Origin of the sequence: Pontibacter vulgaris, from assembly GCF_022758145.1 — a bacterium.
GTDB lineage: Bacteria > Bacteroidota > Bacteroidia > Cytophagales > Hymenobacteraceae > Pontibacter > Pontibacter vulgaris.
Map to the genome: position 1 here is coordinate 262,490 of NZ_JAJVDH010000007.1, position 12,215 is coordinate 274,704.

A 12,215-nucleotide genomic window follows, 5' to 3' on the forward strand; every position below is an offset into this window, starting at 1 on the left:
AGATAAGTAAACACGAATCAGGAAATCATGGAAATAACGTACTACGGACAGTCTTGCTTCTTAATTCAGACAGGTGAACACCGGCTTCTTTTTGACCCGTTCATTTCGCCAAACGAGCTTGCCTCGCAAATAGACGTTGACAGCATTAAAGCTGATTACATCCTGCTATCGCACGGGCATGGCGACCACGTAGCGGATGCGGAGCGAATTGCCAAGAACAATAACGCAACGCTGATAGCTACTTTTGAAATTGCCAGCTGGTTCGGCGATAAAGGTGTAGAAAAAACCCACCCAATGAACATTGGTGGTAAGGTTACGCTGCCTTTCGGAACGGTTAAAATGGTAAATGCTATCCACTCCAGCTCGTTGCCTGATGGTACGTATGGCGGAAGCGCTGCCGGTTTTGTAGTGGAAACTGAAAACCAGGCTTTTTACTTTGCCGGCGATACAGCCCTGACTTACGACATGAAACTGATACCGGAACAGTTTGACCTTGATTTTGCCCTGCTACCTATAGGCGATAACTTTACAATGGACATTCACGACGCTGTACTTGCAGCTGATTTTGTGCAGGTAGATAAGTTTATAGGCATGCACTACGATACTTTCCCTTACATTAAGGTAGACCACGACGAAGTAAAAGAAGTGGCCCAGATGGCAGAGAAAGAACTTATTTTAATGGAAATAGGCCAAACGATTAACCTATAAAGTATAAATGGGAAAGATAATTGCAGTTGCTAACCAAAAGGGTGGCGTTGGTAAAACTACTACGGCCATAAACCTGGCGGCAAGTCTGGCAGCTTTAGAATATAAAACACTTCTGGTTGATGCTGACCCGCAGGCGAATGCCACATCGGGACTTGGCTTTGACCCGGCAAGTATAACTACAAGCATTTACGAGTGCATGGTAGAAGATGTGAAGATCGAAGACATGATCCTGCGCTCGCCTAACATCGAGTTCCTGGACCTGATCCCGTCGCACATTGACCTGGTTGGTGCCGAGGTTGAGATGATCAACCTGCCAAACCGTGAAGAGAAAATGCGTGAAGCACTGGCCCCAATGAAAGAGAAGTATGATTTTATTATCATCGACTGCTCTCCTTCGCTGGGTCTGATCACGGTAAACTCCCTTACGGCAGCAGATTCTGTTGTTATTCCGGTGCAGTGCGAATACTTCGCCCTGGAAGGTTTAGGAAAACTCCTGAACACGATCAAGATCATTCAATCACGCCTGAACACGGAACTGGCTATAGAAGGCATCCTGTTAACCATGTATGATGTGCGCCTGCGCCTGAGCAACCAGGTAGTGGAAGAAGTAAAAACGCACTTCCAGCAGATGGTGTTCGATACAATTATACCTAGAAATGTGAAGTTGAGCGAGTCGCCAAGCTTTGGTATACCTGCTATTCTGCACGATGCAGAAAGCAAGGGAGCTGTAAGCTACCTGAACCTGGCCCGCGAAATTGCAGAGAAGAACAGCGTAGAGCTGGCGAAATAATTTACCCGTTTACATGTCTGATAACAACAATTCAACAGCAAAACGTAAAGGCGGCCTCGGAAGGGGCCTTGGCTCTCTATTAGAGGGAAACAAGTATACCGGTAAAACGGAATCTTCTAACACTTTAAACGACGTCAATACCATCGCAGATATAGCTATTGATCAGATACAGACCAACCCTTACCAGCCGCGTACGCATTTTGACCAGGCTGCGCTGGAAGAATTGGCAGAGTCTATTAAAATTCAGGGCATTATTCAGCCTATTACCGTTCGCCAGTTAGACCAGAACACGTACCAGTTAATTTCTGGTGAGCGCCGTTACCAGGCCTCCAAAATGGCTGGCCTGAAGGTTATCCCGGCTTACATACGCAAGGCAGACGACCAGCAAATGCTGGAAATGGCCCTGATCGAGAACATTCAGCGTGAAAGCCTGAACGCGATCGAGATTGCCCTCTCCTACCAGCGACTATTAACCGAGTGTAGCCTGAAACAGGAAGAACTGGGGGACCGCGTTGGTAAAAAGCGTACCACCGTTACAAATTACCTGCGCCTGCTAAAGTTGCCGCCGGATATCCAGATCGCCCTGCGCGATAACGTAATTACCATGGGCCACGCCCGCGCCCTGATCAACATCGATACGATTGAAAAGCAGCTGGATGTTTTTAAGGAAGTGGTTGCCAAGGAATTATCGGTTCGTAAAGTAGAAGAACTGGTTCGTAACCTGCAAAACGCTAACAAAAAACCCGATCCGCAGCATAAACTGCAATTCAATAAGTATGATGAGGAAATCAAAACGGTAGAAACCCGTTTATCTTCTCAGTTCGGCACCAAAATACAGGTTAAAGCCAACAACGATGGCAAAGGCGAGATCAAGATTCCGTTTGTATCGGTAGATGAGCTGAACCGTATTCTTGAAATTTTAAATTACTAACCCGGGATGAGGCTTGCTTCAGGCATAGTAGCTATACTTACAGGGTTGCTGCTGCAACTCGCCCCACACCAAACCTTGGGCCAGGTAATAACCGCCGGGCCCGATTCTGCTGTGGTAGCAGTACCTGATACAGCCAAGCAGCGCTCAGGCTTTTTCCTGAGTAAATGGGACAAGCCCGCCAAGGCAGCCTTGCTTTCGGCTATACTTCCCGGGGCCGGCCAGGTCTACAACGGTAGTTTCTGGAAGTTGCCTATAATTTATGGTACAGGCGCCGTGCTGGGCTATTTCCTGATTGATAACAACAACAAATACCAGGATTACAGGCAGGCGCTTATTACCCGAAACAGCGGTAGGCAGGATAAGTACTATAACGATCCTACGTTTGGCGTGCAACGCTCTAACGGCACATCAAACCTGCGTCTGCAGCGCGATGGCTACCGCCGTAACCGCGACCTGACCGTACTTTTATCTGTTGGCGCCTGGGGCCTTAACGTTGCAGAAGCCTACGTGCACGCACACATGAAAGACTTTGATGTAGGCGAAAACCTGTCGTTGCGCGTGCAGCCAAACCTGCAGAACATACCGGCAACTGCCGGCCTTACCCCCGGGCTTACTCTTACGCTCTATACTAAAACAAAATGAGAATTTTACTGATTGGCTATGGCAAAATGGGCAAAACCATTGAGCAGATGGCCATTGCCAAAGGACATCAGATTGCCGGCACAATAGACCATACAAACGCCGAAACCTTACAGAATTATACTTCTGAGAACACAGATGTAGCTATTGAGTTTACGCACCCCGAGGCTGCATTTGCTAATGTGTCTTATTGCTTGACGCATGGTATTCCGGTAGTTTCAGGCTCTACAGGCTGGCTGGATAAGTATAACGAAGCTGTTGAGCTTTGCCACAAAAACAATGGCGCCTTTTTTTATGCCTCTAACTACAGCGTTGGCGTAAACCTTTTCTTCCATTTTAACGAGTACATTGCCAGCAAAATGCAGGCATATAAAGCGTATTCCGTTGAGATCAGGGAGATACACCATCTGCAGAAAGTGGATAAGCCAAGCGGCACAGGCATAACTACAGCCGAAGGTATTTTGCCGCATTATTCCAACTTAAATGGCTGGGTTGCTGATAATCCGGAAGAAAAAACTAAATTGAACATCATTTCGGAGCGTGAGCCTGATGTGGTAGGAACCCACATTGTTACTTACAGCTCTGAAGTAGACCAATTAGAGTTGGGCCATATTGCCCATAGCCGTGCCGGCTTTGCCGAAGGTGCCGTAATGGCAGCGGAGTGGTTGAAAGACCGCAAAGGCGTATTCGGTATGAAAGACATGCTAAACCTGTAACCATAGCAAAACTGCATGAAAGTAAAGTTCTGGGAAAACAAGCCAGTAGCCAAAGAGCCAAAAAAGAAAAAAGGGTTTATCAGGGAATGGGGCGATGCCATTCTGTTTGCCGTTGTAGCAGCCAGTTTAATACGCTGGGCCACGTTTGAAGCCTATACCATACCCACGCCATCCATGGAGAAATCTTTACTGGTAGGCGATTTTCTTTTTGTTAGCAAACTGCATTACGGGCCGCGTACGCCAATTACGCCTTTGCAGGTACCGCTTACGCACCAGACAATCTGGGGCACCAACATCCCCTCCTATTCTAAAGCCATTCAGCTGAAGTCGCACCGTTTGCCGGGCTTTTCGGAAGTGAAGCGCAACGATGTGGTTGTGTTTAATTACCCGCCGGAAGAGCAACACCCAGCCGACCTGCGCACCAATTATATTAAACGTTGCATCGGTATTGCTGGCGATTCTATTGAGGTGCGCGATATGCAGGTTTATATAAACGGGAAAGCAGTACAAAACCCGGAGAAAATGCAGTCGGACTACTTTGTGGCAACAGATAATATGCTGAACCAGAAGTTCTTCTTCGACCGCGACATTACAGACATACAAGCTGCAGATGGCGGTTACGTGATACACGCTACGCCTGACAAGATTAAAGAGCTTTCCGGCATAGACTTTATAAAGGATATAGTACAGATAAAGTATGCAGCTGGTAAAGGCGACCCCCAGGTTTTCCCGCATGTGCCAAGTAAGTATAACTGGAACGCCGATAACTTCGGGCCGCTCTACATACCTAAAGAAGGTGCTACTGTAGCTATTACTCCTGAAACCTTGCCGCTTTACGAGAAAGTTATACTTGGCTACGAGCATAACAAGAACGCCGAAGTACGTAACGGCCAGCTGTTTATAGATGGCAAACAGGTAAACAAGTATACCTTTAAGCAGGACTATTACTTTATGATGGGCGATAACCGCCATAACTCCCTCGACTCCCGTTTCTGGGGTTTTGTACCGGAAGATCACATCGTAGGAAAAGCAGTTATGATCTGGATGTCGGCTGACCCTAACGGAGGTTTCCTGGATAAGATACGATGGAGCCGATTGTTTAAAATGATTGACTAATACGACTATAAAACAAGAAAGCCAGGCCCAACCGCCTGGCTTTCTTGTTTTAAGGCTTCACTTCACTTTCAAATACAGTATTAATTACAATATAATTTATTTAGTATATTTAAAGAGAATCACTGTATCTAAATCATTTACTCCACACATAGTGCAGCTAGTAGGAGTTGGTACTCCTGCTAGCTGCTAGTTGGGACAAATTCAAATGAACAAGATAATAACTATACTTCTACTATTTGTTGCTTTGAGCTCCTTCGGGCAAGGTGTACAGATAGACACACTAAAGGTGTCATTGTCTCCACGCTTTGTAGACTTACAATCTGAAAGGAACAATTACCCAGTTGTGCGGACAGGTGACTCAAGAATAGACTTGTTGATAAACCATGATATAAAAAACAAGCTCACCCACAACGAATATCCCGAAGCTTCCATGGATTCAACGATCGCTGATTGGGCAGCTGAAGGAATAGTGTACCTTGACTTTCAGGTTACCTACAACAAGCGAGGAATACTCTCTCTTAATATAAGTGCCGAAGGTTGCGGAGCCTATTGCACCAGCTGGACAGAATACTTCAACTACTCCACGTTGACAGGTAAGGCTTTGGATTTAGGTGATGTGGTTGATACCAAAGGAAACTTTAAGGAGCTAGTGTTGAAACAAAAGAAGGCTCAATATGAGCAACAGAGAAAAGAGCTTAAAGAAATGCTTGTTGACAAGGAGTCAGGGCTTGACTCAGCAACATATGACTGGGCACTTGAACACTACAATGACTGCGAAAGATCGTCTGAACTTACAAGGTTTGCTCTACACCAGAACTATTTAGAGATTGTTGAGACTTGCTATTTGCCGAACGCTATCAAGAATTTGACACCAGTAATTGAATTGAAGTACAAGTACTCGGACATAAAAAAGTATTTGAGAATAAAGAACTAGCCCCAACCAAGTATAGCAGTCATGCTTCGGCTACGCCTTGCCATATGCTATACCAATACGTTATCTGCAATACATTATTATGAAAAAGTTCAAAGTGATCATTCCAGAAGAAGAATATTCCATACTTGAATTTGAACAAGAAGACTTGCCGGGTGTTGCGGTTATTAACTCCGCCTTACGTGATTTTGAACCAAAGCAAGTTTTTTCATGGCATCTTTCTATAATGTTAGAATTAGAGGATTTAGCAGAAAATGGAATGCCTTCTCCACAGGAACAAGAAATAGTAGATGAATTTGGGGATAAACTTGATGCGTTAATAAAAGGGCCAAACAAAGAAAAACCCAACGCCCTGTTTCTCGCCAGAATTACCTGGAACGAAACCCGTGAGCTAATATGGAGAGTATTTGATCCTGAAATAGCTAATAATGACATCCAGCAAATAATTAAAGGAGGTAATACTCCAAGGCAATTCGACTACAGAATGGACGACGACGAAGACTGGAAGATGACGGAGTGGCATCTTAAAGAATATTAAAAGCTAAGCACATTACAAAGTGCAAAAGATAGGCTACGGCCATACCTCAACTACATAGTTAAGTATATACATACCTGTCAATTTCAGAAAGTATAGGTTTTGCTGAATTAATATATTTAACTTTCGGCTGCAACTATAAACCTAAAACTATGATCAAAAGCATCTTCACCCGCAGCGGTATTTACACCGCATTATTCGCTTCGCTTACTATTTTAGCCCTCTCCTGTACTGGCAGTAAAACGCTGCAGGCAACCAAGCCTAAAGACGGAACAGAAGTAGTGCAGGCCATGTATAAGCGCTGGCAAAACAAGTGGTACCCGAACTTTGCGTTCGAGCAGAAGGCCATTTTTTACAAAGACGATGTGGTAACCAAAGAGGAAGTATGGCAGGAAATTTACAGCCAACCGGGTAACCTGCACATCCGGTTTAATGGCTTCGAGAGCGGCAATGGCGTTGTTTTTAAAGCTGATTCGGTATACAACTTTAAGAATAACCAGCTTCAGGGAAAGCAACATACCATTCACCCGCTGGTGCTGCTTAGCTTCGATATATACTTCTACTCCCCCGAAACAACTGTAGCCAAGTTAAAAGAACTGAACTTCGACCTGAGCAAAGTTACCGAAGCCAAATGGCAAGGCAGAGATGCTTATGTAATTGGTACTACTGACCCTGAAAATACCAGCGCCAGCCAGTTTTGGGTAGATAAAGAGCGGCTATATGTGGTGCGCGTGCTTACCAACAATAAAGGTGTGCCCCGCGATGTGGAAATAAATAACTACAAGCAGATGCAAAACTACTGGGTAGCCACTGAGATTCTTTTTAAGACAGAAGGAAAACTAACGCTGAAAGAAGAATACTTTAACATTTCATTCCCGAAAACTACCGACAAAAGTATATTCGAGCCTGCGAATTTTGCCACTGCCAGGTGGTAAGCAAGTATAAATTAAAAAAAAAACAGCCTGTGCAGCATTAAATCTACACAGGCTGTTTTCGTTTAAGTAAAGTATACTTACCACTCTATAGGCTCTTTGCCATGTGCTACTAAATAAGCGTTTGCCTTACTGAAATGGCGGGTGCCAAAAAAGCCACGGTCGGCGGCAAAAGGCGACGGATGCGCTGCCTCCAATACCAGGTGTTTTTTCCTGTCTATAAAAGCGCCTTTCTTTTGTGCGTAGGCACCCCAAAGCATAAACACTACCCCTTCTTTCAGGTCATTCACTTTTTTTACCACGGCATCTGTAAACTCCTCCCAGCCCTTTTTCTGGTGCGAACCGGCGTTGGCTGCCCTAACCGTAAGTGTAGCGTTCAGGAGTAAAACGCCTTGTTTGGCCCAGCGCTCCAGGTTTCCGGTTGTGGGCATATCCTTGCCAAGGTCGCTTTTTATCTCCTTAAAAATATTCAACAGCGATGGCGGCACACGAACTTCATCTTTCACTGAAAAAGCCAAACCATTTGCCTGATTAGGGCCGTGGTAAGGGTCCTGGCCTAAAATAACTACTTTTACATCCTCAAAGGGGCACATCTCGAAAGCATTAAAAATCTGGTTGCCCGGCGGGTAAACTTTTTGAGAACTGTATTCGTCTTTAACAAAAGACACAAGATTCTTGAAATACGGTTTTTCGAATTCATCTTGTAGCACATTTTGCCAGCTTTCTTCTATCTTTACGTTCATGAGTTTGTGTGGGGATTTGTGTTAAGGAATCAGGATACCTGCTTGGTTAGTGAAACAGAAACTTCCTGAAACGGTTTCTAATTATACAAAAAACTCTGTAACATGGATACAAAAACAACAGAAGGTGTAAAAGTAACGGTTACTACTAATTACCTTCCAGACTATTCCAGTCCGGTACAGCAACACTTTGTATTTGCTTACAAGATAAGTATAGAAAATAACAGTGAGTTTACCGTAAAATTATTGCGCCGCCACTGGTACATACACGATGCTACCGGCGTGGTGCGCGAAGTTGAAGGCGAAGGCGTAGTTGGCCAGCAACCGGTTCTGGAGCCGGGCGAATCGCATGAATACGTATCGGGCTGCAACCTGAAAACCGGCATGGGTAAAATGCGCGGCACATACCTAATGGAGCGTATGGTAGATGGCAAACAGTTTAAGGTAACTATACCTGAGTTTGTACTGATAGTGCCTTATAAACTGAATTAATTGCTTGATTTATACTTTAATTTAAGGCTGATCTGGTTACGCATGGTAGCAGATATTTTACAAAATCATTAATTCGCCTGCCCGTATTGTCTTATACCTGAGATCATCTTCAGGAAGAAATCTATTGTCTTAATTCTAACATCTACTATACAGCAAGTGCTACCCTTCCGAATTGCAGCCGATTATGTGCTTTACAGGCTAAGATCTTTTAAACTGCATGGCGTGCACTCCCCTTTCCTGTTTGAGCTTTACCACAACGTAATTCAACATAACGGCAATTACCAGGCTTATAACCGGGTAGAGGCGCTCCGTAAAAAACTGAAACAGGATAACCGGAAACTGCAGGTTACCGATTTTGGGGCTGGCTCTAAAAGTATAAACAAGCGTACGCGAAGTATAAAATCGATTGCGCATACCTCGGCTAAGCCGCCAAAGTATGGCAAGTTGCTTTTCCGGCTGGTTAATCATTTTCAGCCGAAAACTATACTCGAGTTGGGCACCTCGCTGGGCATAACAACCGCTTACCTGGCCGAAGCAAGAAATAAAGGCCAGGTTTATACTTTTGAGGGTTGCCCTGCCATAGCGCAGGCTGCCCGTGTAAACCTTAAAAGCCTGGGTTTAAAAAATGTGCAGCTGATTGAAGGAAACCTGGATGAAACTCTGCAAAAACAGCTGCAGCATCTGGAGCAACTGGACTTTGTATTCTTTGATGGCAACCACCGCTACGAGCCCACCATGCGCTATTTTGAGCAGTGCCTGGCCAAAGCCCATGAAAACACTTTATTTGTGCTCGATGATATCTATTGGTCTGCGGAAATGAAGCGCGCATGGCAGGAAATAAAAAAGCACCCGGAGGTGCTTCAAACTTTAGATTTATTTTTCATCGGCCTGGTTTTCTTCCGTAAAACCCAACCCAAAGAGCATTTTACTCTAGCATTTTAGAAGTTAGTACTTAGAGATCAGAAGTTAGTATCCATTCCTATAATCTAACATCTAAGTACTAAAACTAATATCTATCTAATTGCCTGTCGGATACGGATAAGTTTCTGCATTAAGCCTTCCAACTGATCTAACGGTAACATATTTGCCCCGTCTGATTTAGCTATACTTGGCTGTGGGTGTGTTTCGATGAACAAACCATCTGCTCCTACTGCAATTGCAGCTTTGGCAATAGTTTCGATCAGGGCTGGTTTGCCCCCTGTAACACCAGAGCTTTGGTTTGGCTGCTGCAGCGAGTGCGTTATATCCATTACCACAGGCACGCCGGTGGCCTGCATCTCAGGTATGTTACGGTAATCCACTACCAGGTCAGAATAGCCAAAACTGTTGCCACGGTCGGTAAGTATAACCTTATCGTTGCCGGATTCGCGAACTTTATCTACAGCAAAACGCATGGCATCGCCGGAAAGGAACTGGCCTTTTTTAATGTTAACCACCTTGCCTGTTTTAGCAGCAGCTACCAACAGGTCTGTCTGGCGGCACAGGAAAGCCGGAATCTGCAACACGTCCACATACTCGGCGGCCATAGCAGCCTCATCCGATTCATGTATATCCGTAACCGTTGGCACATCAAAAGCCTGGCTTACTTTCTGAAGTATACGCAACGCTTTTTCGTCGCCTATACCTGTAAAAGAATCCAGGCGCGAGCGGTTTGCCTTGCGGTAAGAACCTTTAAAAATAAGCGGAATCTGCAATCTGTCTGTAATATCTTTCAGGCGCTCAGCAATCTGCATGGCCATTTCTTCGCCTTCTATAGCGCATGGGCCGGCCAGCAAAAAGAAGTTTCCGGAGTCTGTATACTTTAGTTTTGGTATCTCGAACATGGTAGTTTATACTTATTTATACTTTGTAAAAGCAGTGCAAAGATAACAAGAGGAATTACGAGTTCCGAATTACGTTGCAAGTATGGTTTATACTTAGCAAGCAGGCAAATTCGTTTTGATAATACTTTTCGGCTCCTGATTTAAACTTCTTTCTTTTGCAGTAGTATAAACAACTCCTTTCCCTGCCTTGGCTGCAGCGAATTGTAAGCGGTATCGAAGTGCAGAAAGTTGAAGTATGGCTCAAAGTAGATGCGGTATTCGTGCCTGTTACCACCAAATGGCGGCCCGGGCTGCTCGAATATGGTATCGAATAAAAGGCCGACAAGTTTACCTTTAGGCGCCAGAAGCTTTGCGCACTGCTCGGCATAACGGGCACGCAGACTTGGAGCCAGGGCACAGAAGAAAGTTTGTTCAACTATAAGGTCAAAAGGGCCTTCTAGTTCAAAAAAATCCTGGTGCAATAGATGTTCTTTGGGAAAGTCGGGTACGCGGGCAGCAAAGTTCTCTAAGGGCGCTTCGGCAATATCTGCCAGGTATACATTTTTAAACCCGATCAGGTGCAGGTACTCTGCTTCGTAAGCATTGCCACAACCGGGTATAAGTATGCGCTGATGGTGGTTTGGCATCTGGTCGAAATAAGCTTTAAGTGGAGGCGTTACGGTGCCGGCATCCCATCCGGTTTGCCCGAGTTGGTAGCGGTTCTGCCAGTAAGCAGCATCAAATTCTTGTTTCATAGATTACAATTTTAATGCAAAAGTCTTATATTTGATTCTAACACTTTTGCCATATTTCTAATTTCAGGGATATTTCAAACCAGCGTATACAACAAAACTATAAACTATGTCACCTAACACTTCTGAACAAAGAGGCAACCGCAAACTTTTGATAGGCGGCCTCCTGGTCATACTCATCAGTATAAACGGTATTCTGCTTTACATGAATTACCAGAAGAAAGAAAAAACAGAGGAGCAGGCAGAGGTTATACGCGTAAAGAACAATGAGTTAGAAAATCAGATTAAAGTATACGAAGCCCTGAAAGCAGATTTCGAGCGCCAGAGCCAGGAATTGCAGGCAATGGGCCTCGAAAACGATTCGCTGGAGGCTAAAATTGCAGCCATTACCGCCGACCTTGGCGAGCTGCGTGGCTTCAGAACAAAAAGCTTCAGCCTTGCCGACCAGCGCCGCTTCCAGGACAGAGCAAATGCATTTGAGCAGCAGTTAAAGCAGAAAGACAAGGAAATTGTCAAGCTTAAGGAGGACAACGAAGTGCTTTTCACCGAAAATACATCGTTGAAAACAACACAGAACAAGCTTAGCGATAGCCTTACTACCATGAAAACCACTAACCAGGACCTGTCTGCAAAAGTAAAAGTAGCATCTAGGCTGGAAGCTCAGAACCTGGTAGTGAATGTTATTAACGGCCGCGGCAAAGAAAAAGAAGACAATGATAACGAGTTCAGAGCCAAGCGTGTAGATAAAATAAGAGTAGCATTTAAACTGGCTAAGAACGAAGTAGCACAGAAAGAGCCTAAAACGATTTATATGCGCTTAATAGAGCCGGATGGCGCTGCACTTTATAACCTTTCCACTGGTTCAGGTTCTTTCGAGATTGATGGTGAAAACATGTACTATACTACCAAACGCGATTTTGTTTTTGACAACACGCAGCAGCAACTGAGCATGGTGTACGATAAAGACGCCGATTACAAAAAAGGCCAGCATACTATAGAACTTTATGCAGAAGGCTACCTGATAGGAAGAACCACTTTTGTACTGAAATAGAAAGTATAAAATACCCTAAGTATAAAGCCCGTGCAGCAGCATGGGCTTTTTTGTTTTGTACCTGTTTGTTCCAAGTCTGT

At 44.7% G+C, this 12,215-nt stretch carries 15 protein-coding genes; 12 read left to right on the plus strand and 3 right to left on the minus strand.

Annotated features, from left to right (window positions below):
• Positions 1-27 precede the first annotated feature (27 nt).
• From LWP20_RS16885 to LWP20_RS16925, 9 genes are all read left to right on the plus strand, one after another.
• The gene (locus LWP20_RS16885) at positions 28-708 is read left to right on the plus strand and encodes a metal-dependent hydrolase (RefSeq protein ID WP_242929353.1); all 681 of its coding nucleotides are present in this window, start codon (positions 28-30) and stop codon (positions 706-708) included.
• 7 nt (positions 709-715) lie between these two features.
• Positions 716-1,498, plus strand: a complete 783-nt coding sequence (locus LWP20_RS16890; RefSeq protein WP_242929354.1) for a ParA family protein — start codon at positions 716-718, stop codon at positions 1,496-1,498.
• Between the two features lie 13 nt (positions 1,499-1,511).
• A complete protein-coding gene (locus LWP20_RS16895) occupies positions 1,512-2,429 on the plus strand; it encodes a ParB/RepB/Spo0J family partition protein (protein ID WP_242929355.1) in 918 nt (305 codons plus the stop codon).
• Between the two features lie 6 nt (positions 2,430-2,435).
• Positions 2,436-3,071, plus strand: coding sequence for a DUF5683 domain-containing protein (locus LWP20_RS16900; protein ID WP_242929356.1), 636 nt, complete (start codon positions 2,436-2,438; stop codon positions 3,069-3,071).
• Positions 3,068-3,784: a 4-hydroxy-tetrahydrodipicolinate reductase gene (gene dapB, locus LWP20_RS16905; RefSeq protein ID WP_242929357.1), complete on the plus strand. Its 717-nt coding sequence runs from the start codon at positions 3,068-3,070 to the stop codon at positions 3,782-3,784. The genes LWP20_RS16900 and dapB overlap by 4 nt, the downstream gene beginning before the upstream one ends.
• Before the next feature lie 15 nt (positions 3,785-3,799).
• A complete protein-coding gene (lepB, locus tag LWP20_RS16910; protein ID WP_242929358.1) occupies positions 3,800-4,900 on the plus strand; it encodes a signal peptidase I in 1,101 nt (366 codons plus the stop codon).
• Positions 4,901-5,105: 205 nt separating this feature from the next.
• A complete protein-coding gene (locus LWP20_RS16915) occupies positions 5,106-5,834 on the plus strand; it encodes a hypothetical protein (protein WP_242929359.1) in 729 nt (242 codons plus the stop codon).
• Positions 5,835-5,913: 79 nt separating this feature from the next.
• Positions 5,914-6,369, plus strand: a complete 456-nt coding sequence (locus tag LWP20_RS16920) for a DUF695 domain-containing protein (RefSeq protein WP_242929360.1) — start codon at positions 5,914-5,916, stop codon at positions 6,367-6,369.
• 149 nt (positions 6,370-6,518) lie between these two features.
• Positions 6,519-7,301: a LolA-like protein gene (locus tag LWP20_RS16925; RefSeq protein WP_242929361.1), complete on the plus strand. Its 783-nt coding sequence runs from the start codon at positions 6,519-6,521 to the stop codon at positions 7,299-7,301.
• Positions 7,302-7,378: 77 nt separating this feature from the next.
• Here the strand turns inward: LWP20_RS16925 and ung are convergent, their stop codons facing one another.
• Positions 7,379-8,041 carry a uracil-DNA glycosylase gene (gene ung / locus LWP20_RS16930; RefSeq protein WP_242929362.1) on the minus strand — a complete coding sequence of 221 codons (663 nt, stop codon included), beginning with the start codon at positions 8,039-8,041 and terminating at the stop codon, positions 7,379-7,381.
• Positions 8,042-8,143: 102 nt separating this feature from the next.
• Here ung and apaG point away from each other — a divergent pair, with 102 nt between their 5' ends.
• Together apaG and LWP20_RS16940 are read left to right on the plus strand one after the other, a co-directional pair.
• Positions 8,144-8,530, plus strand: coding sequence for a Co2+/Mg2+ efflux facilitator ApaG/CorD (apaG, locus tag LWP20_RS16935; protein WP_242929363.1), 387 nt, complete (start codon positions 8,144-8,146; stop codon positions 8,528-8,530).
• 156 nt (positions 8,531-8,686) lie between these two features.
• Positions 8,687-9,472: an O-methyltransferase gene (locus LWP20_RS16940; RefSeq protein ID WP_242929364.1), complete on the plus strand. Its 786-nt coding sequence runs from the start codon at positions 8,687-8,689 to the stop codon at positions 9,470-9,472.
• A 71-nt stretch (positions 9,473-9,543) separates the two neighbouring features.
• On the opposite strand, the gene kdsA is transcribed toward LWP20_RS16940, so the two are convergent.
• Positions 9,544-10,353, minus strand: a complete 810-nt coding sequence (gene kdsA / locus LWP20_RS16945; protein WP_242929365.1) for a 3-deoxy-8-phosphooctulonate synthase — start codon at positions 10,351-10,353, stop codon at positions 9,544-9,546.
• Between the two features lie 140 nt (positions 10,354-10,493).
• Positions 10,494-11,087: a methyltransferase domain-containing protein gene (locus tag LWP20_RS16950; protein ID WP_242929366.1), complete on the minus strand. Its 594-nt coding sequence runs from the start codon at positions 11,085-11,087 to the stop codon at positions 10,494-10,496.
• A 106-nt stretch (positions 11,088-11,193) separates the two neighbouring features.
• On the opposite strand from LWP20_RS16950, the gene LWP20_RS16955 reads away from it, so the two are divergent.
• Complete coding sequence (locus LWP20_RS16955; protein WP_242929367.1) at positions 11,194-12,135, plus strand: DUF8428 domain-containing protein; 942 nt, start codon at positions 11,194-11,196, stop codon at positions 12,133-12,135.
• Positions 12,136-12,215 lie beyond the last annotated feature (80 nt).